Source organism: Rhodococcus sp. NPDC055112 (genome assembly GCF_053607505.1).
Genome location: NZ_JBSGTR010000001.1, coordinates 19,394 through 40,577 on the forward strand (window position 1 = coordinate 19,394; position 21,184 = coordinate 40,577).

Genomic DNA, 21,184 nt, shown 5'->3' on the forward strand with positions numbered 1-21,184 from the left:
AGTGCGGGTCAAGACATTCCTCCTGGGGTTTCGACGATCACGGTGGTCGCCTTGACCACCGCCACGGCGACCTTCCCGGGCTCGAGCCCGAGTTCGGCCGCGGATTCACTGCTCATCAGCGAGACGACGGTGAAGGGGCCGCACTGCATCTGGACCTCGGCCATCACCTTGTCGGCGGTCACCTTGGTGACCAGGCCGACGAGGCGGTTGCGGGCGGAGCTGCCGACCCCGAGCGGGTCCGGCGGGGGCGTCGCGTGCTCGCGGGCGAAGTCGGCGAGAGCCTTGCCGTCGATGACCTTGCGCCCCGACTCGTCCTTGGTGGCGGCGAGGCTGCCGCCGTCGATCCAGCGACGGACGGTGTCATCGCTGACCCCCAGCAGCGCGGCCGCGTCCTTGATCCGTATGGACGACACGTGAATCCTTCCGTTGGAACGGCTTTCGATGCCGTTGGTATCCGTGAGCGTTGTGGTGATCAGTTCACGCCGAGGTCGAACACCCGTAGCTCGGTCAGTCCGCTCACGTAGCGACCACCCTTGCCGTCGCCGGGGACCACCAGCCGTGGCTGCTCCAGCGGCCTGCCGTCCTCCGCATAGGCCACGAGCACCGGCGTCGCGGCGAAATCCGGGGCGAACTCGCCCCAGGACACGGCCGCGCGGTATCCGTCCGATCCCGTCGCCAGCACGGCCAGCCGCAGGGCGGGATTCTTCGCACTGGGGTCGGTGACGACGCCGAGGCTGTTCACGACGTCGGCGAGGGCGGCACCGTCGTAGACGTGCGACTGCCTGCCCTTGCTGCTGTCGAACTCGACCGCCTGGGTCTGGGCGGGAAAGGACCGCAACCGCTCCGTGGTCAACGTGACCGGTTCGCGGACGGCGCCGACGATCCTGACGCCGCTGGTCTGCTCCACGGCCGCTTCCCGGGCGACGGAGGCGGAGGAAACCGGCCCCGCCGCGGACACGACGACCACCCCCTCGTCGGACGAGCAGGCGGAACCGACGGCCGCGACGCCCATCAGGAGAAGGGCAGAGAAGATCCTGTTCCGCGTTCGCGTCATGCTATGAACTCTAGAACAGGGTTTGCGTTGATTCGATACATGATTCTCCGCAACTGCGGTTTGGATTGGTTCAGAATCGCCGTTGGGTCAGTAGACATCACGCACGTACCTCTTGTCGGCGGACAGGGACCGCACGTAGGCCTTCGCCTCTTCCGGGTCGAGGCGCCCGTGCTCCCCGGCTATCTCGACAAGGGCCCGGTCCACATCCTTGGCCATTCGGCTCGCGTCCCCGCAGACGTAGAAGTGGGCGCCGTTCTGGAGCCAGTCCCACAGTTGCGCGCCGCGCTCGAGCATCCGGTCCTGGACGTAGACCTTTTGTTCCTGATCGCGCGAGAACGCCAGCTCGAGCTCGGTGAGGAAGCCGTCGCGGTGCATCGACTCGATCTCGTCGCGGTAGTAGAAGTCGGTCGCCGCGTGCTGCTCGCCGAAGAACAGCCAGTTCGGCCCGGAGTGCCCGAGCGCGCGGCGCTCGTGCAGGAACCCGCGGAACGGGGCGATGCCGGTGCCGGGGCCAACCATGATCATCGGCGTATCGGAACCGCTCGGCGGTCGGAAGTGGCTCGACTTCTGCACGTAGATTCCGATCTGCCTGCCCTGCGCGTGATCGGCCAGGAACGTCGAGCACACCCCCGTGCGCGCGGCGCCCGCGACGTCGAAACGCACCGCGGAGACGGTCAGCTGGACCTCGTCGGGGTTGTGTTTGGAGCTCGAGGAGATCGAATAAAGCCGTGGCTGAAGGGGTTTGAGTGCGGTGAGCCATTCGTTCGGGTCGGCGCGGGTGGGTAGCTCTGCGAGCACGTCGACCGATTGGCGTCGCCAGATCCACCGCTCGAGGTCGGCCTTGTTCTCGGGCTGGAGCAGGGCGCCGAGATTCTCGTCTCGGGTGCGCTCGGACACGAAGCGGAGCAGATCCGGGGTGATCCGGGCGATCTCCAGACGTTCGGTCAGCGCGGTCCGCAACGACATCTCCCCGTATCGGGGGACGTCCACCACGGACTCGCCGTTCGAGCCGGTGACCGACAGCCACTCGTCGACCAACTGCTCGCTGTTGCGCGGCCACACCCCGAGCGCATCGCCGGCGTCGTAGGCGAAGTCCGGGTCGGAGGTGTCAAAGGCGAACTGCCGCACATCCTTCGATGATCCGGCCCCGCTGAGCGCGACGTTCGTGACCAGCGTCGTCAGCAGCGGGTTCTTCTTCCCGAACGGGGCGATCGCCGGCTGCACCCGAGGTGCGGGCGCCACCGCAGGCGCGGGCGCGGGTGCACCGACGGAGACCAGGCCCCGCTCGCGGACCTCCTCGACGGACAGGGCGGTCAGGACGGTGTCGAGCCAGGCCGCGGCCGAATCCTCGTAGTCGGGTTCGCAGTCCACCCGCGGAGCGATCCGGGTCGCGCCCAGCTCGACCATCCTGGCATCGAGCTTGCGGCCGTGCCCGCAGAAGTCGTCGTAGCTCGGGTCCCCGAAGGCGAGCACCGAGAAGCGGGTCTGCGCCAGCTGTGCGGCGCCCTCGGTGGTGAGCGCGGTCCACAGTCCGCTGCCGTTGTCCGGCGGATCCCCGTCGCCGGCCGTGCTGGTGATCAGCAGCAGCTCGCGCACCTCGGGGAGGGCGCTGTGGTCGTACTCGTCCATGCCGTGCAGCGAGGCCGGGTGGCCCGCCGCTGTCACCTGCGCGGCACAGGCCGTGGCGAACTCCTCCGCCGTTCCGGTCTGGGAGGCCCAGAGGATCACGACCGGCGGACGCTCGGGCGTGGGCGCGGCGGCACCCTGTGACGCCGGTGCGGGTCGGGGCGCGGCCACGGCGAGCTCGGTGGCCATGCCGCCGGGAACCGGACTGCGCGAGAACATCCCGGCCAGCAGCCCGTCGATCCACGCCCGGTTCTCCGGCTCGAACGGCGCACTGGCGGGCAGCGTCGGCACGCCTGTTGCGCGGCGGGCCCCGTCGGACCCGAGGGCCGTGAGCATGCCGCCGAGATACCGCCGTTCGAGGGCGCCGAATGCGGCCGCGGGCTCCGCGTCCAGCCCGAGGATGCGGGCGAGAGTGTCGACCTGGGGCAAGGTTGATTCCTCCGTGCGGGGCGCTGCGGGCTCGGGGCTCGGAACCCCGGCGACCTCCAGCGGCGATTCGTCGTCGACGCCGGAGGGCACTCGTGTGAGGGTCACGGCGCAGGCCTTGAACTCGGGCTGCTGGGAGATGGGGTCGATCGCGTCGTTGGTGACCGCATTGATGCTGAGGTACTCGCCGAACGCGTCGTTCCAATGGAAGGGGGCGAAGCAGTTCCCCGGCCGGACCCGGTCGGTCACCACGGCGGGCAGCACCGCGCGGCCGCGCCGGGAGGCGACCTCGACCCGGTCGCCCTCCGCGATCCCGAGCCGGTCCGCGTCCTCGGGGTGGACCTCGACGAACGGTCCGGGGTTGAGCTTGTTCAGCTTCGCGACCTTGCCGGTCTTGGTCATCGTGTGCCACTGGTGCGGGAGCCTGCCGGTGTTCAGCAGGATCGGGTAGTCGTCGTCGGGCATTTCCGACGGCTCGATGTGGGGGCGGGCGAAGAACACCGCCCGGCCGGTCGACGTCGGGAAGGCCACCCGCGGGGTCGTCCCGTCCTCGCGCACCAGCAGCGTCTGGCTGACTCCGTCGTTGAGGTAGCGGATGGGGTTGCGGTCCTCCTCGCGGCCCGGCGGAGCAGGCCACTGCACCGGGGTCTCGCGGAGCCGGTCGTAGCTGATACCCCGCAGGTCGTAGCCGGTCTTGGGGTTCCAGAAGCCCTTGATCTCCTCGAAGATCTCCTCGGCCGAGCCGTAGGTGAAGGCCTCCGCGTAACCCATCTCGCAGGCCACCCTTGCGATGATCTGCCAGTCCGGCAGGGACTGCCCGACGGGATCGAGGGCCTGCCGGAACAGCGTCAGGTTCCGCTCGGAATTGACCATCACCCCGTCCGACTCGGCCCACAGCGCGGCGGGCAGCATGATGTCGGCGTAGTCGTTGGTCTCGGTTTCGAGGAAGGCGTCCTGTGCGATCACCAGTTCGGCGGTCTCGAGGCCCTCGATGACGGTCTTTCGATTGGCCACCGTGGCAACGGGATTCGTGCAGATGATCCAGCACGCCTTGATCTCGCCCGCCGCCATCCGCCCGAACATCTCGATGGTGCCGCCGCCGACCTCCGTGCGCAGCGATCCCCGCGGGATGCGCCACCGGTCCTCGACGAACTCCCGGTCCGCGTCGGCGATCGCGGACCGTTGTCCGGGCAGGCCGGGCCCCATGTAGCCCATCTCGCGTCCGCCCATGGCGTTGGGCTGGCCGGTCAGTGAGAACGGGCCGCTGCCGGGCTCGCAGATCGCACCGGTGGCCAGGTGAAGGTTGCAGAGCGCGTTGGTGTTCCAGGTGCCGTGGGTGCTCTGGTTGAGCCCCATCGTCCAGCAGCTCATCCAGTTCCGCGCGGATCCGATCCACTCGGCGGCCTGGCGGATCCGGTCCTCGGGGATGCCGGTGATCTCGCTGACCCGCTGCGGCGAGTAGTCGTCGAGGAAGCTCGGCATGACCTCCCAGCCCTCGGTGAACTCGTCGATGAACTCCTGGTCGGTGTGTCCGTTCGCGACGAGCAGGTGCAGCAGGCCGTTGAGCAGCGCGAGGTCGGTACCCGGCTTGATCTGCATGAACAGATCGGACTTCTCGGCCGTCGTCGTGCGCCGCGGGTCGACGACGATGAGTTTTGCCCCGGCCTTCACCCGGTCCATCAGCCGAAGGAACAGGATCGGGTGGCAGTCGGCCATGTTGGCCCCGATCACGAAGAAGACGTCCGCGTGATCGAAATCCTGATAGGAGCCGGGCGGGCCGTCCGCGCCGAGGGACAGTTTGTAGCCGCTACCCGCGCTGGCCATGCACAGCCGGGAATTCGACTCGATCTGGTTGGTGCCGATGTAGCCCTTGGTGAGTTTGTTGGCCAAATACTGTGCCTCGAGCGACATCTGGCCGGAGACGTAGAGTGCCACCGCGTCGGGGCCGTGCTCGTCGACGATCGACCGCAGCCGCCCCGCCGCCTCGCTGATCGCGGCGTCGACGTCGCGGGGCTGGGGCGGCTCACCCCGCGACGGGCGGACCTGGGCGCTGTCCATGCGCCCCCCGGCGGCGAGCATGTCGGCCGTGGTGGCGCCCTTGGTGCACAGGCGTCCGGAGTTGGTGGGATGCGACTTGTCCCCGGCGGCCTTGGCGACAAGGCGCAGTCCGGTCGTGGCGTCTCGGCGGACGTCGAACGTCATGCCGCATCCGACTCCGCAGTATGCGCACACCGTCTTGACCACGGAGTCGGCCTGCTGCTCCGTCACCGCCCCTCCTTCCGGTCACAGTCGGTGCCAGGCACCCGGTCAGGCGACCGCCGCGGGTCGCACGCAAATCTTGATCCTCGGGTATTTCGGGGAGTGAACTCCGCTGTTGCCGATATATGAACTAGTTCTCTCCGCCAATGCGGTTTCATGTGTGCCGGTCCCCGTGCCACCTTCGGTAGCGTGGCGTGGTCATCCCATCGACCTGGAGGCCGTTCATGCGTCTGTCCACCCGCAACCAGCTGACCGGGGTCGTCACCGAGGTAACCGTCGGCGCCGTGATGGCGACCGTGAAGGTGCGCCTCGACGGCGGCGAGCAGATCGTGACCGCCTCCATCACCAAGGAGGCCGTCGAGGAGTTGGGTCTCGCGCCGGGGGTGCCGACGACCGTTCTCGTGAAGTCGACCGAGGTCATGCTCGCCGTCGAGTGAACGGCTGTGGCGGCCGCGAGGTGTTCCTAGACTGGGTGGTGCGATGAGACGCCCGTCACATTGCGGCGGCACGACCGAGGTCGAGGAGCATCCGTGGCTGGAGAAACCGCATCGGAGCAGGCTGGGTTGGAACAAGACGTGTTCAACTACGTCATCGTCGGGGCGGGTAGCGCCGGATGCGTGCTGGCGGCCCGTCTGACGGAGGACCCGAGCGTCTCCGTGCTGCTGCTCGAGGCCGGTGGCGAGGACGTCGCCGACGAGATCAAGATCCCGGCGGCCTTCCCGAATCTGTTCAAGACCAAGTGGGACTGGAACTACGAGACCACCCCGCAGAAGCACCTGGACGAGCGCCGCGCGTACTGGCCGCGGATGAAGGCGCTGGGTGGCTGCTCGTCGATGAACGCGATGATCTACATCCGGGGCAACCGCGCAGACTACGACGGCTGGCGAGACGAGCACGGTGCGCAGGGCTGGGGGTACCAGGATGTGCTGCCGTACTTTGTTCGCGCGGAACATAATTCGCGCCTATCGGGCCCGTATCACGGCACCGACGGCCCGCAGCGTGTTGAGGATCGCCGCTACACGCACGAGCTGACCGACGCCTGGGTCGCCGCCGCCGTGTCGGCGGGGATCAAGCCGACCGAGGACTTCAACGGCGCCGAACAGGAGGGGGCGGGCCGGTACCAGGTCACCTCCCACAAGGGCAGACGCTGGTCCACCGCTGACGGCTACCTCAGGCCGGCGCTCGGGCGGCCGAACCTCACCGTGCGTACCGGCGCTCACACCACGCGGGTGTTGCTGCGCGGAGACCGCGCCGTCGGTGTCCGTTACCTGCGTGGCGGTATCGAGGGCACCGCCCATGCGTCCGTCGAGGTGATCCTGAGCGGCGGGGCCATCAACAGCCCACAGCTGCTGATGCTCTCCGGTATCGGCCCCGCCGAGCACCTGCGTGAACTGGGCATCGACGTGGCGGTGAACCTGGCGGGGGTCGGGGAGAACCTGCAGGACCACCCGGTCACCCCGATGCTGTGGAACACGAGGAACACCACCGACCTGGCCGACTTCTCCACCCCACTGCGGCTCGCGCAGTGGCAGGCCACCGGGCGCGGACCGCTGGCGTCCAACGTGGGAGAGGGCGGTGCCTTCTTCGCCAGCCGTGACGGTCTCCCGGCGCCGGACCTGCAGATCCTGGTGGCCGCCTCCGGCTTCTACGACAACGGCCTCAGGGAACCGGTGGGCAAGAGGTTCACGGCCGGGGTCACCCTGGTCGACGTCGCCAGCCGCGGCCGGCTGCGGCTACGTTCGGCGGACCCGTTGTGGCGGCCCGAGATGGACCCCGCGTACTTCGAGGAGCAGGTCGACATGGATGCGATGCTGGCCGGCTGCAGGCGCGCCGTCGACATCGCCGGTGAGTCCGCCATCGCGGCGTTTCTCGACGGGCCGAGTCTGCCCAACCGGATGGACAGCGACAGCGATCTCGCCGATCACATCCGCGCCTGGTGCCAGACCCTGTACCACCCCGTCGGCACCTGCGCGATGGGCGACGGCGAGGACTCCGTGGTGGATCCGCAGCTGCGCGTCCACGGGGTCGAGGGGCTACGGGTGGTCGATGCCTCCGTGATGCCGACCGTGCCCCGCGGAAACACCAACGCCCCTACCATGATGATCGCCGAGAAGGCCGCGGACCTGATCCTCGGCAAGTCGGCGATCGACACACCGGTACCGCGATGACCATCTCTACCAACAGATTCGAGGACATCACATGACCACGCTCGAGACCGACCCCACCACCGATGCGGGTGCCACCTTCGACTCGTTGGATCCCGGGACGGGTGAGGTCGTCGGCACCTACCCCGTGCAGGATGCGGAGGCGGTCGCCGCGACGGTCGAGCGCGCGCGGGCCGCGGCGAAGTGGTGGTCCGGGCTGAGCTTCGCGGAGCGCCGGACCCGCCTGGACGCGTGGGCCGGAGTGCTCACCCGCCGGATCGCCCAGCTGGCCGAGGTGATGCACGCCGAGACCGGCAAGCCGCATTCCGATGCTCAGCTCGAGGCCGTGATGGCGATCGGCCATCTCGCCTGGGCGGCCAAGAACGCACCGAAGGTGCTGGGGCGCAAGCGTGTTCCTTCGGGCCTTGAGATGATCGACCACGCCGCGAGCGTGGAGTACCTCCCTCTCGGGGTTGTCGGCGTGATCGGGCCGTGGAACTATCCCGCGTTCACGCCGATGGGCTCGATCGCCTATGCGCTCGCGGCAGGTAACGCGGTGGTCTTCAAGCCCAGCGAGTTCACCCCGGGCGTGGGGGCCTGGCTCGTCGACACCTTCACGCAGGTGGTTCCGGATCATCCCGTGCTGCAACTGGTCACGGGTCTCGGACCGACCGGGGAGGCCCTGTGCCGCTCCGGCGTCGACAAGCTCGCGTTCACGGGGTCGACCGCCACCGGCAAGAAGGTGATGGCCGCCTGCGCGGACACCCTCACGCCGGTGGTCATCGAGGCGGGTGGCAAGGACGCGCTGCTGGTGGACGCCGATGCGGACCTCGACGCCGCCGCCGACGCGGCGCTGTGGAGCGGTATGTCGAATGCGGGGCAGACCTGCGTCGGCACCGAGCGGGTGTACGTGCACGAGCGGGTGTACGAGCCGTTCCTGGCCAAGCTCGTCGCGCTCGCCGATGGCGTGCGGGCGGGCACCGATCCCGAGGCGAAGATCGGCCCGATGACCATGCCGACCCAGTCCGGTGTGGTGCGCAGCCACGTGCTCGACGCCATCAACCGGGGCGGCCGCGCCGTGGTCGGTGGCCCGGACTCGGTGGGAGACAGGCTGGTCCAGCCGACCATCCTCGTCGATGTGCCCGAGGACTCGATCGCGGTCACCGAGGAGACCTTCGGCCCGACGCTGACGGTCGCGCGGGTTCGCGACATGGACGAGGCGATCGAGCGCACCAACGCCTCGCGTTACGGCCTGGGGTCGGCGGTGTTCAGCAAGCGTCGCGGCACCGAGCTCGCCCGCCGGATCCGGTCGGGGATGACGGCGGTGAACTCGGTGATCGCGTTCGCGGCGATCCCCTCGCTGCCGTTCGGCGGGGTCGGCCAGTCCGGCTTCGGTCGCATCCACGGCCCGGACGGGCTCAAGGAGTTCACCTACTCGAAGGCCGTCGCCCGCAGGCGGATGCCCGCGCTGATGGCGCTGACCAGCTTCACCCGCACCGCCAAGACCGACAAGATCCTCACCACCATCGTGTCTCTGCGGCACGGCCGGGGGTGAACTGAACCGCCGTTCGCGCCCCTGAAGGGTTACCCCTTCAGGGGCGCTGAGCAGCTACGCCACAGGTGCGGTGGCTGTGTGGTCTCCCGTGCCGTCTGCCGGTTCCACCGAGTCAGCCGGCTTGCGAACGAAGAGGCATGCCGCGATCAGCACGAACGACAACATCCCGGCGACGAGAAAGACCGACCGCACGCCCTCGACGATGGCCTCGGGTGAATCGGCAGGCTCGCCGGATCGCGAGGCGACCACCGTCATCACGGTGACGAACAATGCCGTACCCGCGGCACCGGCAACCTGCTGGAACGTGCCAACCACCGCCGAACCGTGCGCGTAGAGGTGAGGGGCAACCGATCCCAATCCCGACGTCATCAGCGGTGTGAACGTCGCCGACAGACCAAGGCACAGAGCCATGTTCGACAACAGCAGCCACCACAGCGAGGTCGAAGTGCTCAGCGCCGTCAGCATCCACACGCCGATGCTGACGAGGATCGATCCGGGGATGACCAGCACGAGTGGACCCCGCCGGTCGTAGACGCGGCCCACGATCGGTCCGGCCAGACCCATGAGAAGGCCGCCGGGGAGTGTGATGAGACCCGTCTCGAACGGGTTCAGGTGAATCACCGATTGCGCGAAGTACGGGACGATGATGAAGGTGCCCATCATCGTTCCCATGCCGACCAGCATCGCGACAACAGAGATGGTGAACTGCCGGTAACCGAACACGCGCAGGTCCAGCAGGGCGCGATCTTCGCGTTGCAGCCTGGTCTGTCGGGCGATGAAGCCGAACAACGCGGCCGCACCGATGAGGAACGGCACCCACACCGGGGTCGTCGAGGATCCCTGCGCCGATTCGCCGATACTCACCAGGCCGTACACGAGTCCACCGAATCCGAGTACCGCGAGTGGGACCGACAAGAGGTCGATGCGCGCCGTCGTGGTCTCGGACACCGAAACGAGGAATCGTGCGCCGACGACCAGTGTCACCAGTGCGAACGGGGCCACGAATCCGAAGATCCAACGCCATCCGAAGTGGTCGAGGATGAATCCCGACACGGTGGGGCCGAGGGCAGGCGCAACCGCGATCACGATGGAGATGTTGCCCATCATCGCCCCCCGGCGAGCGGGCGGTACCAGCGTCATGATCGTTGTCATCAACAGCGGCAGCATGATGGCCGTCCCCGATGCCTGCACGATGCGGGCGATCAGCAGCACACCGAAGCCGGGTGCGACGAACGCGATGAGAGTTCCCGCCGTGAACAGCGACATGGCGAGCGTGAACAGGGTGCGGGTGGGGATGCGCTGGATGAGATAGCCGGTGAGCGGGATGATCACCGCCATCGTGAGCATGAACGCGGTTGTGAGCCACTGCCCCACGCTCGGGGGTACGCCCAACTCGACCTGCAGGACCGGGATGGCGATGGTCATCACCGTCTCGTTGAGGATCACCACGAAGGTGGCCACCAACAGGACACCGATCACTCGGAGGTGGCGCCGATCTATTCGGTCGCCGGCGACCGCGACCTCATCGGTCTCGAGACGGGTGGACTCGGTCACGGTGGACCTTTCGGATGGTGGGAACAGGGGTCACGCCGGCGGCCGACGGGACAGTGTGGGGATGGATACCGAACTTACTGGTCTCTTAAGCGGCCTGCCACTCTATTTTCGGTGCCGGGTTCGTTACCGGAGGCGAGGCATTGAATCCCGCGACTGCGCCCGAGTTGTAGGCCGAGTGATCTCAGTTCGTCGTCAAGCGATCGCGGGCGGTGTCGTGATAGCGAGGCTCTGTGTTGGTTGGTCGGGTGTGGTGCCGGTGACGCGCTTGTACCAGCGCGATATTCGAGCGAGACGACCGAGCGCCGTGTTTGCCGCCTCCTGGCCCTCCTTCTGCCCCGGCAGGTTCACCAGCCGTCCATGGCGCTTCTTCAGTGCGGCGTGCAAATTGGGGCGTGCGGATGAGCCGGGCAGCCGGCTGGAGGTTTGCTCGCGCAGCCCCACTGCGATCAATGCCGGTGGTAAGAACGCGAACCATGCGATCCCGGCAGTGAGGCCGAGCTTCAGCGGAACTCCGGCCCCCGAGGTCCAGGCCATCCCAGCTATCCAGACCAACGACAGATACCAAAATGCTCCGACGAAGGCGCAGTTCAGAAAGCTGAAATGGTTCTTGGTGACAAAGTGAAGAACTCCTCCATAGGTGGAGAACACCGTCAGTGCCACCGAGAAAGTGCCACACACCATCGCAATGCCGAGTTTGACGAGACGTTCACCACCCGTACTTGACTCGGTGGTCGTGGTGACGAGGACTATCAGTGGTGCAGAGGTGAGCGCGACGACCTTCGCGAGATCCCACAGTGTGGTGGTGACGGTCGTGTTCCTGGTGGTGTTCCACCGTTTCGCGAGCAGCTCCGATGCCGCGGCGTCGCGTTTGCGGCTCGCATCACCTACCGCCTGGTTGATCGCCGGGTCGGAATTCAGAACGGATTGCATGTCGATCGCGAACACGGCGATGACGACGGCAGCGATCGCCACGGCGAGCTGACCGACGCCGATCTGTCGGGGGCGCCGTGCAGGAGCGTCGCGGCACCCGTTGTCATGGCAATGAAGCCGAGCGGGCCGGCGACCTGGCCGAGGAGCCGTCGTCGCGCATGTGCCAGATTGGCGAGTGGGCCGGATGGTTTGATCTGCCATGCCACCACGTGCAGGGCGATCATCAGGGTCGCCAGCAGGCTAAGCACGGTGGCGCCGTCGCCGAGATCGACGGTGAAGGCGAACCGGGGGGCCACCGGGTCATCGTCGCTGGGGTCGGTGATACGCAACCACCACGCGATGAGTGCGACGATGCCTGCGAGGCTCGCGTATCCGACCACGCCCATGACGGCGTAGACCGCGATATCGCGCACGGATCTCTCGTAGTTGTCTACGACTTGCTCGGCGTCGTAGCCGATGGCCTCCGAATCGTGAATGTCCGTCACTATTCCCCCTGGTCGAGTGGCGCCCCCCCTGGCAACCTGTCGAGAGATTGCCAGAGGGCTCTGACATGTTCCGGTGACTACTCAAGCGCGCGAGCGGTGCCCCCGACATTCGCTCCCGGTACGCACTTGGGCACCGCCTACGAGATCGCGGCCCATTTCACGGGGGTTGGATGGACCGTCGCCCGCCTGTACCTGAAGCCGCCGACCTTCAGGTGGCTCGTCACGCCCGCGCCGAACACCTCCGCCGCGACGAGGAACAGAAGTGCAGCGGTGAGGACGAGGCGCGGACGCGCGACGACGGCGGTGGCGAGGCGTCTGAGCATGATCCGATCACTCCTTGCGGGCGGCGGCGCGCGCGTACCCGCGGAGCAGCGGCCGCAACCGGCGGAAGAGTTCGTCGGGCGACCCGTCGAGGTAGAAGTGATCGCCCTCGAGGATCTGCGGGTCGGTCGGGTGGGTGGTGTGTCGGCTCCAGGCGCGGAGGTCGAGCTCGCCCACCAGTGGATCCGCATCGGCGCCGAACAGGTGCATCGGGCAGGCCAGCGGCGCCTCGCCGGGATCCCGGTGGTCCGCGCACATCCGGACGTCGTCCCGGATCACCGGCAGCGTCGCCTCCAGCCAGGCGGGCCAGCTGAGGATCTCGGCGGGCAACCCGCCGATGGCGGTGAGGAACCGCGCGAGAAGGGCGTCGTCCAGGTGGTCGATCGGTGGCAGCGGCTCAGGCAGGTGCGGGGCCGCGTACGCCGAGAGCAGCAGCGCCTCGGGTAGCCGGTGTCCGCCCGCGTCGCGACGGCGCGCCAGCCGGTAGGCGACGAGTGCGCCCATGCTGTGCCCGAAGAACACGTGCGGGCCCGAGAGGTGTTCGGCGAGATGGTGTTCGAGGTCGTCCAGGAGCAGCTCGAGGTCGACGAATCGCTTGTCCCCCGCGCGCCTGCCCCGACCTGGTAGATGCACGGGGACGACGGTGACGTGGGGGCCGAGGGCGCGATGCCACGCCCGGTACATCGACGATTCGCCGCCGGCATGATGGAAGCAGAACATCCGCAGCGCCGTATCGGATCCGACCTCGTCCTCGAGATACGGCGTCAGGGGCGCGGTCTCCATGATCAGTGCCCCTCGTCCAGCAGGGCGAGCTCCTCGGCCGTGGTCTTCACCGTGTAGCGGATCTGATCCTCGGTGTGGCACGACGTCACGAAGAAGCGCAGCCGGGCCTGATCCTCCGGCACCGCCGGATACAGGATCGGGTTTACGTTGATCCCCCGTGCGAGCAGCGCGTTGGACAGTTTCAGGGTCTTGATCGAATCGCCCACGATGCAGGGGATGATCGGGGTGTCGCAGCTGTCGCCGGTGTCGAGCCCGGCCTCGACGGCCAGGGTGAGGAAGAGCCGGGAGTGTCGGTGTAGGCGCTCGAAAAGCTCTGGCTCGGAACGCATCTGCCGCATGGCGGCCAGCGAGGCGGCGGCGTTCGACGGTGTCATGCCGACGCTGTAGATGAACCCTGGCGTGGTGTATTTGAGGTATTGGATCAACGCCCGGCTGCCGGCCACGTAACCCCCGCATCCCGCCAGGGCCTTCGACATCGTCCCGGACCACAGCTCGACGTCGGCGCGGTCGACGGCGAAGTGCTCGCCGATACCGCCGCCGGTGGACCCCAGCACCCCGACGCTGTGTGCCTCGTCGATCATGAGCAACGCGTGATGCTTGCGCTTGACCGCGATCACGGCAGGCAGATCCGGGATGTCGCCGTCCTGGCTGTACACGCCCTCGATGAGGATCAGCACCCGGCGAAATCGCGGCCGGATCTCGGTGAGGATGGCGTCGAGTGCGGCGTGATCGTTGTGCGGGAACGACCTTCGGGTGGCGCCGGAGAGTTTGCAGCCCTGCAGGATGCTGTCGTGGGCCAGGCTGTCGTGGATGACGAGGTCGCCCTCGCCGACGAGGTGACCGATCACCGTCACGTTGGTGGCGTGGCCGCTGACGAGCGCGATGGCGTCCTCGGTGCCGAGCAGCGCGGCCAGCTCGGCCTCGAGCTGCCCGTGCAGGGGCTTCTCCCCGGAGATCAGCCGGCTGGCCGAGCAGGAGCTGCCGTAACGGGCTACCGCATCCTGCACCGCGGAGACGACGTGCGGGTGGCCCGACATGCCGAGGTAGTTGTAGCTGGAGAAGTTGAGGACCTCTTCCCCGCCGATGATCGAGGTGTCCCTGGTGATCCCGTCGTTGACCAGGAAGTACGGGTTGGACAGGCCGTGGGCCTCGCCGAGGGCCAATCGATCGGCGATCTCCCTGACCTCGGGGAACTGCTCGATGAGGTACGTCTCGGCCGCGATCTCGTCGGTTGCTGCGATCGGCGGGACGACCTGCGGTGCGGACCCCGTGTCGGCTGCCCGGTCCGGCGCCGCCGGGTCGGGTACCGCCCCGAGCTGCGCGGACACCAGGGCCACCAGGTCGCCCACGGTGCTGGTCGGCGAGAACCAGGCGGGCTCGGCGCTGAGTTCGGGAAACCTGCGGGCCAGCCCGGCCACCAGGTCGGTCACCATGATCGAGTCGAAGCCGAGCTCACCGGACATCGTCTGAGAGGGCCGCAGCGTGATCGCGGAATAGCCTGCGATCCTGGCGATCTCGGCGCGGACCGCCGCGGCGACGGTGTCGGCGGTGACCTCGGGTGCCGGGGAACCGGGGAGCGCCTGCGGCCGGGCCACGGCGGCGGCCGCGATGGCAGGTGCGGCGCCCGTGGCCGCCGGGACGGACCCGGCGGCGGCGAGCAGCGCGGTCTGTTCACGGAAGAGGGAGATCAGGTCGTCCATGGTGGTGTCCTCGGTATGAAGGGTGGGCGCGGTGGTGGCCGCGGCGTGTAGGGGTGCGAGGGTGCCCGCGGGTGACTCTTGTTCCGGTGCTGTCGGATTCGTGGAGGGATGCGTCCAGTAGCGATGGGTGGTGTCGAAGTCGTAGCCGCCGAGCGGCATGCGAACGCGCTGCTCCGGTTCGTACAGGGCATCCCAGCTCGGGTTGTGGCCGTCCCGGTACAGGGCCGCGACGACCTCCGTGAGCTCACGCCCCGTCGCCGCCGGACCCGGGCAGGGAACGAGGCAGGTGAGTTCGGGGTTGGCGCGGGCGACCATCGGTGCGAGTACGCGCCTCGGCCCGAGCTCGATCAGGTGGGTGGGGCCGCTTTCCATCCCGGCCGCCAACGCATCGCCGAACCGGACCGTCCCGCGGATGTGCTCGGTCCAGTAGTCGGCGTCCATCGGATCGTCGAGGCCGAGGAGGCCTCCGCGCAGGGTCGAGTAGACCGGGATGCGGGGCGGCTCGAAGGTGCAGTCTGCGGCGACGGCGCCGAACGCGGCCGCCATCGGCTCCATCAACGGGGAATGGAACGCATGGGAGACGGACAGCGTCCGGACGGACACGGAGCGGGCGGTGAGTTCATCGGCTATCCGCGCGAGGGTCTCGGCGGCGCCCGAGAGCACCAGCTCGCGAGGGCCGTTGACGGCGGCGACCGCCGCCATGGGCTCGTTCGCGAGGAGATCGGCGATTTCCGCCACGGCGGCGCGGACGGCGAGCATGGCGCCGCCGGTGGGGAGCTGCTGCATGAGCCGTCCCCGCGCGACGACCAGCCGGCAGGCGTCGTCGAGACCGAACACCCCGGCGAGCGTCGCGGCCGCGTATTCGCCGATGCTGTGGCCGATGACCCACGACGGTTCGACGCCGGAATCGGTGAGTGTCAGTGCCAGCGCATACTGCATCGCGAAGACGGCAGGCTGTGCGTGCTCGGTCCGATCGAGGTCCTCCCCGCCCAGCATCAGGTCGCGGATCGACCGGCCCAGGTGCGGCGCCATCCGTTCGTCCACCTCGGCGAGCGCACGCCGGTAGCTCCCGGACTCCGCGTGCAGCGCATCGGACATGCCCCGGTACTGCGATCCCTGGCCGGTGAACAGCCACCCGGTGCTCACTCCCCCGGCCAGGCCGGTCGCGGCGGCGAACCGGCCGTCGTCGGTCACCAAGTCGCGTAGGTCCGAGATCGCCTGGTCTCGTTCCCGCACCGGCAGGGCCAGGCGATGGCGCCCGGACGACATGATCTTGTTGCTGGACCAGCACATCTGCGCCAGCCGCCCCTCGGGCAGTCCGCCGAGATCATCGGCGATCCGGGCCACGTTGCGCCGCAACCCGTCCCGGCTCGCCGAGGAGACGGTGAGTACTCCACCGCCGGGGCATTCGGAGGCCGGTGCGCGTTCGGGTGCGCTGCCCAGCAGCATGTGCGCGTTGGTGCCGCCGATGCCGAAGCTGCTCACGCCGCCGTAGACCGCGCCCTCGGGCAGGGGCAGCGCCTCCGTGAGCAGGCGGAGGCCGTGGTCGGCGAGGCGCAGGCGTGGATTCTCCTGTGCACCGAATCGACTGGGCGGCACGGTACGTCGGTGGAGGCTCAGTGCCGCCTTGATCAGCCCGGCGACACCAGCGGCGCCCTCGGTGTGGCCGAGGTTGCCCTTGATCGAGCCGACTGCGCACGGCTGCGACCGCGGCACGGCATGCAGATGGCCGAGTGCCTTGGCCTCGATCATGTCGCCGAGCACGGTCCCCGTGCCGTGGGCTTCGACGAAGGCGACCTGCTCGGGCCGCACGCCTGCGCGCCGGTATGCCTCGCCGACGACCTGCTGCTGCGCCCATCGACTGGGCGCGGTGATCCCGTTGCTGCGGCCATCGGAGTTGACCGCGCTGCCCTTGATCACCGCATAGATCGGAAGTCCCTCGCGTTGAGCGTCATCCAGGCGGCGCAGCGCGAGCACGGCGACCCCTTCGCCGCGGCCGATGCCGTCGGCGTTCTCGCTGAAGGGCTTGCAGCGCCCGTCGGGTGCGGAGAGTCCGGCCTGGGCGTAGAAGATGTTGAGGGTGGGCGTGAGGATGATGTTGACCCCGCCCGCGAGGGCCTGATCGCACTCGCCTGCCCGGAGCGCCGCGCAGGCCATGTGGACGGCGACGAGCGAGGACGAGCAGGCGGTGTCGACCGACACGCTCGGTCCCCGGAGGTCCAGTTGGTAGGAGATCCGGTTCGCGGTCATGAAATATCCGTTGCCGGAACCGAGTTGGGGTGTGATCTTCGCGTAGTCGCTCAGGTGCAGGTTCGCCCATTCGTTCGCCATCACACCGACGTACACGCCGGTGTTCGAACCGGCCTGGGCGCGCGGATCGAGCGTGGCGTCCTCGAGCGCACGCCAGGCGGCCTGGAGCATCAGTCGCTGCTGCGGATCCATGGCCTCGGCCTCTCGCGGGGCGATGCCGAAGAACTCGGGGTCGAAGGCGTCGGCGTCGGCCAGGAAGCCGCCGCTACGGTTGTTGACCGTGCCGGGGCGGCCCTTCGGGTCGTAGAAGTCGTCGGCGCGCCACCGCTGCGCGGGGACCTCGGTGATGCCGTCGCCACCGTCCATCAGCAACGCCCACAACGCTTCCGCGTTCGGGGCCTGCGGGAATCGGCAGTCGAGTCCGACGATCGCGATGTCGCTCATGATGCCGCCGCCTCCGGTTCGAGTTCGCCCGCGAGGTACCCGGCGATCGCCGTGATGGTGGGGTAGTCGAAGACCAGGGTGGCGTCCACGGGGATCCGCCACTTCTCCTCGACCTCGCCGCACAGGCTCAGCGCGGACACCGAATCGATCCCGATCTCGGCGAGTGGGGTCGTCGGATCGATGTCCGGGGCGGGTACGTCGAGGTAGCAGGCGACCCGCTCGACCAGCCAGTGCGTGATCGGCGTGAGAGCGTCGGCGGCGGGGGTGGGGATCGTTTTGAACATGGGAGTATTCCTCGTGATTCGGGTTGGTCGGCCGCGATTACGCGGCGGCGCGCAGGCGTTGCACGGTCGGGGCGATGTCCTCGTGGAGCAGCGCGTGGACCCGGTTCTCCAGGAACGACGTGCGCATCGCGCGGCGCTGAACCTTGCCGCTGGTGGTGCGGTGCACTCCGCGGCGGCCGACCAGGACCACGTCGGGGGCGGGCACGTCGAAGTGTCGGGACACCGCGACCTTGATCAGCGACGTGACCTCGGCGAGCGTCATGCCGTCGAGCAGCGTCTGCTTGACCTCCTGGATCACCAGTAGTCGCTCCTGCCGACCGGCGTCGATCGAGAGCGCCACCCCGGCGGACCCCGCGAGAGCGGGATGCACGTCGCGGACGACCTCCTCGATGTCCTGCGGGTACAGGTTGCGCCCGTTGATGATCAGGAGATCCTTCAGCCGGCCGGTGACGAAGATGTGGCACTGGTGGCGCAGGCCGAGGTCCCCGGTGCGCAGGTACGCCCCCTCCCCCGCCAGCTCGGCGCCGAACTTCGCCTCGGTCTCGTCCGGGCGGTTCCAGTAGCCGGCGGTGACGCTCGCTCCCCGAACCCAGATCTCGCCGACTCGATTGTCCGGCAGCGCTATTCCGGTGTTTGGGTCCACGATGCGGATGTCGAGATCCCGCGGGGGTCCGCTGCTGACCAGCCGGACGCCGGCGTCGTCGGCGGTCAGTACGGCCACGTTGCGCTCCAGGGCCGCCGCGTCGACGTCGATGCGGAACGGCGGTTCGCCTGCCCGGCTCGCGGTCGCGAGCAGCGTCACCTCGGCCATGCCGTATCCGGTGACGAACGCGTTCGGCGGGAAGCCCGCGGTCCCGAGCCGTTCGATCACGGCGTCGAGGGTGCGGGATCGGATCGGCTCCGCACCGTTGAGGGCAACCCGGAGCGAGGACAGGTCGAGGCGGGCCAACTGCTCGTCGGTCGCGCGCCGGGCGACCAGCTCGTATGCGAAGTTCGGCGCGACGGTGAACTCGGCGCGGTAGCGGTCTATCAACTCCAGCCAGCGGACCGGGCGCTTGAGGAAGGCCAGTGGGGACATCAGCGCGGCGTCGGCCCCGGCATAGAGGGGCAGCAGCATCGAGATCAGGCCCATGTCGTGGAAGTGCGGAAGCCAACTGACCCCGGTCGAGGCACCGTCGAATCCGACAGTTTCTGCGATGGTCGCCTCGTTGTGCAGCAGGTTGCCGTGGGTCACCATGACGCCCTTGGGTTCGCTCGTCGAACCGGACGTGTACTGCAGGAAGGCCACCGTGTCTCCGTCGAGTTCTGGCATCCGCCATGCTTCGGCGTCGCCCAGGTCGTCGCCGTCGGTGCACACGCAGGACACCGCCTCGGCGTGCCCGTTGTCGGCGATCCACGCGGTCAGGAGCTCCGCGTAGGCGGAGGTGGTGAGGACGAGGCCGATGTCGGCGTCGTCGAGCATCCCGGCGACCCGCTGCGTGCTCTGCTGGTCGTGTGGCAGCGGGGCGGGCACGGCGATGACTCCCGCGTACAGGCAGCCGAGAAAGGCGGGCAGGAAATCGATGCTGTCCAGGTACAGCAGTAGGACCGGTCGGTTGGCCTCCGGACGCTGCGACAGCCAGGCGGCCATGGCCCTGGCCCTGCGGTCGATCTCGCGAAAGCTGAGAACCTCCTCGACCAGTTCGAGCCCGACCTCGCGGTGGTAGGCGTAGGAACGGGTGTCGCCGTGAATGTCGGCCTTGGCGCGGACATGTGAAACGAAATCGGGATACACGGGGGCTCTTTCCTCGGGGTGCACGATGCGGTCGAATGACGAGTTCGGGGTGCGCTGGGAACGTCCTCAACACTTGTTGGCCGCGGCCCCGGTGACTACGACCCCTTGGGGTGGTGCGACGGACCCCCGGGTGTGGGCATTTCTCACCAAGGAAGGCACGAGAGGTCACCCCGACGGGCGCAATCGCCGCGGCGGACGCAAACTAGGACGATGGCCGCCGATCCCGGATTCATCCCGACCCAGCTCGCGGCCCGGGCCGCGTACCTGCTGCGCGGCAACGACCTGGGCACCATGACCAGTGCGGCGCCGCGGCTGTACCCGCACATGTGGAGCTGGGACGCGGCGTTCGTCGCGGTCGGGCTGGCGCCGCTGAGCGTGGAGCGGGCCGTTGTCGAGCTGGACACGCTGCTGTCGGCACAGTGGGGCAACGGGATGATCCCGCACATCGTGTTCGCGAACGGGGTCGACGGGTACTTCCCCGGACCCGCGCGCTGGGCCTGCGGCGACCTGGCGGCGACGGCCCCCGTCGTCCCGCAGACCTCCGGCATCACGCAGCCACCGGTGCACGCGATCGCCGTCCAGCGGATCCTCGACCACTCCCGGAGGCACGGCCGCAGCACTCGGGCGGTGGCCGAGGAGTTCCTCGACCGGCGCTGGGGCGATCTGGTGCGCTGGCACCGGTGGCTCGCGACCGCCCGTGACCCGAAGGACAACGGACGGATCAGCCTGTACCACGGCTGGGAGTCCGGGATGGACAACTCGCCGCGCTGGGATGCCGCGTACGCCAACGTGATTCCTGGGCCGGTGCCGCCGTACCTGCGTGAGGACACCGCGATCATCTCCGACCCAACGCAGCGGCCGTCGAACGCCGAGTACGACCGCTACCTGTGGCTGCTCGAGGAGATGAAGCTGGCGCGCTACGACGATGCGGAGCTGGCGTCCACGATGAGCTTCGCCGTCGAGGACGTGTTCGTGAGCGCCGTGTTCTCGCTCGCCTGCGACGTCCTCGCCACCATCGGCGAGGAGCATTCGGCGCCGAAGTCCGACGTCAGGGACCTGCGGTACTGGGCCGAGAAGTTCCAGCGGGGCACCATCGCGACCACGGACCCGCGTTCGGGCGCCGCCCGGGATTTCGACCTGCGGTCGGGGCGGTGGATCCCCACCGAGACGCTCGCGATGTTCGCCCCGCTGCTGTGCGGCGGGCTGGACCGCGATGCCGAGCGCGCTCTGGTGCGGATCTTCGAGGGACCGCGGTTCTGCGGTCACCCGGATCTCCGGTACGCGGTGCCGCCGTCGACCTCGCCGGTCTCGGGCGACTTCCGGCCGCGCGAGTACTGGCGCGGCCCGGTGTGGCCGGTGATGACCTGGCTCTTCTCCTGGGCGTTCGCCCGCCGTGGGTGGGCCGAGCGGGCCAGGCACCTGCGGGCGGAGGGCCTGCGGCAGGCCGCCGACGGCAGCTTCGCCGAGTACTACGAGCCGTTCACCGGCGCGCCGCTGGGGAGCATGCAGCAGTCCTGGACCGCGGCCGCGGTGCTGGACTGGCTGGGCTGAGCCCACTCGCCGATTTCGTCTCGCTGGGCGGGAGGTCGGGATCC

Annotated in this window: 15 protein-coding genes; 4 read left to right on the forward strand and 11 right to left on the reverse strand. The window is 68.7% G+C overall.

Going from position 1 to position 21,184, the window contains the following annotated elements; translation table 11 throughout:
- Positions 1-8: 8 nt before the first annotated feature.
- From ACWFRB_RS00100 to ACWFRB_RS00110, 3 genes are all read right to left on the reverse strand, one after another.
- Positions 9-413, reverse strand: a complete 405-nt coding sequence (locus tag ACWFRB_RS00100; protein ID WP_077039980.1) for a TOBE domain-containing protein — start codon at positions 411-413, stop codon at positions 9-11.
- Positions 414-472: 59 nt separating this feature from the next.
- Positions 473-1,054, reverse strand: coding sequence for a molybdopterin-dependent oxidoreductase (locus ACWFRB_RS00105; protein ID WP_452637935.1), 582 nt, complete (start codon positions 1,052-1,054; stop codon positions 473-475).
- A gap of 87 nt (positions 1,055-1,141) precedes the next feature.
- Positions 1,142-5,308 (reverse strand): molybdopterin-dependent oxidoreductase, encoded by a 4,167-nt coding sequence (locus tag ACWFRB_RS00110; RefSeq protein WP_452638312.1) that lies wholly within the window; start codon positions 5,306-5,308, stop codon positions 1,142-1,144.
- Between the two features lie 281 nt (positions 5,309-5,589).
- On the opposite strand from ACWFRB_RS00110, the gene ACWFRB_RS00115 reads away from it, so the two are divergent.
- The 3 genes from ACWFRB_RS00115 to ACWFRB_RS00125 all read left to right on the forward strand — a co-directional run bounded on the left by ACWFRB_RS00115 (position 5,590) and on the right by ACWFRB_RS00125 (position 9,064).
- Entirely contained in the window at positions 5,590-5,802 is a 213-nt protein-coding gene (locus tag ACWFRB_RS00115; protein WP_027502128.1) for a TOBE domain-containing protein, read from the forward strand.
- A gap of 93 nt (positions 5,803-5,895) precedes the next feature.
- A complete protein-coding gene (locus ACWFRB_RS00120) occupies positions 5,896-7,533 on the forward strand; it encodes a GMC family oxidoreductase (protein ID WP_452637936.1) in 1,638 nt (545 codons plus the stop codon).
- Positions 7,534-7,564: 31 nt separating this feature from the next.
- Positions 7,565-9,064, forward strand: a complete 1,500-nt coding sequence (locus ACWFRB_RS00125) for an aldehyde dehydrogenase family protein (RefSeq protein WP_452637937.1) — start codon at positions 7,565-7,567, stop codon at positions 9,062-9,064.
- Between the two features lie 54 nt (positions 9,065-9,118).
- On the opposite strand, the gene ACWFRB_RS00130 is transcribed toward ACWFRB_RS00125, so the two are convergent.
- The 8 genes from ACWFRB_RS00130 to ACWFRB_RS00165 all read right to left on the reverse strand — a co-directional run bounded on the left by ACWFRB_RS00130 (position 9,119) and on the right by ACWFRB_RS00165 (position 19,589).
- Positions 9,119-10,618: an MDR family MFS transporter gene (locus tag ACWFRB_RS00130; protein WP_452637938.1), complete on the reverse strand. Its 1,500-nt coding sequence runs from the start codon at positions 10,616-10,618 to the stop codon at positions 9,119-9,121.
- 192 nt (positions 10,619-10,810) lie between these two features.
- The gene (locus ACWFRB_RS00135; RefSeq protein ID WP_452637939.1) at positions 10,811-11,590 is read right to left on the reverse strand and encodes a hypothetical protein; all 780 of its coding nucleotides are present in this window, start codon (positions 11,588-11,590) and stop codon (positions 10,811-10,813) included.
- Positions 11,533-11,961, reverse strand: a complete 429-nt coding sequence (locus ACWFRB_RS00140) for a hypothetical protein (RefSeq protein WP_452637940.1) — start codon at positions 11,959-11,961, stop codon at positions 11,533-11,535. The genes ACWFRB_RS00135 and ACWFRB_RS00140 overlap by 58 nt, the downstream gene beginning before the upstream one ends.
- A 209-nt stretch (positions 11,962-12,170) precedes the next feature.
- A complete protein-coding gene (locus ACWFRB_RS00145) occupies positions 12,171-12,356 on the reverse strand; it encodes a hypothetical protein (protein WP_452637941.1) in 186 nt (61 codons plus the stop codon).
- A gap of 7 nt (positions 12,357-12,363) precedes the next feature.
- Positions 12,364-13,137, reverse strand: coding sequence for a thioesterase II family protein (locus ACWFRB_RS00150; protein ID WP_452637942.1), 774 nt, complete (start codon positions 13,135-13,137; stop codon positions 12,364-12,366).
- Positions 13,138-13,139: 2 nt separating this feature from the next.
- Positions 13,140-17,531, reverse strand: coding sequence for an aminotransferase class I/II-fold pyridoxal phosphate-dependent enzyme (locus ACWFRB_RS00155; protein ID WP_452637943.1), 4,392 nt, complete (start codon positions 17,529-17,531; stop codon positions 13,140-13,142).
- The gene (locus ACWFRB_RS00160) at positions 17,528-17,815 is read right to left on the reverse strand and encodes an acyl carrier protein (RefSeq protein ID WP_452637944.1); all 288 of its coding nucleotides are present in this window, start codon (positions 17,813-17,815) and stop codon (positions 17,528-17,530) included. Before ACWFRB_RS00160 ends, ACWFRB_RS00155 begins: the two co-directional genes overlap by 4 nt.
- A 37-nt stretch (positions 17,816-17,852) precedes the next feature.
- Positions 17,853-19,589 carry a fatty acyl-AMP ligase gene (locus tag ACWFRB_RS00165; protein WP_452637945.1) on the reverse strand — a complete coding sequence of 579 codons (1,737 nt, stop codon included), beginning with the start codon at positions 19,587-19,589 and terminating at the stop codon, positions 17,853-17,855.
- 210 nt (positions 19,590-19,799) lie between these two features.
- On the opposite strand from ACWFRB_RS00165, the gene ggh reads away from it, so the two are divergent.
- Positions 19,800-21,140 carry a glucosylglycerate hydrolase gene (gene ggh / locus ACWFRB_RS00170; protein WP_077039987.1) on the forward strand — a complete coding sequence of 447 codons (1,341 nt, stop codon included), beginning with the start codon at positions 19,800-19,802 and terminating at the stop codon, positions 21,138-21,140.
- Positions 21,141-21,184: the final 44 nt, after the last annotated feature.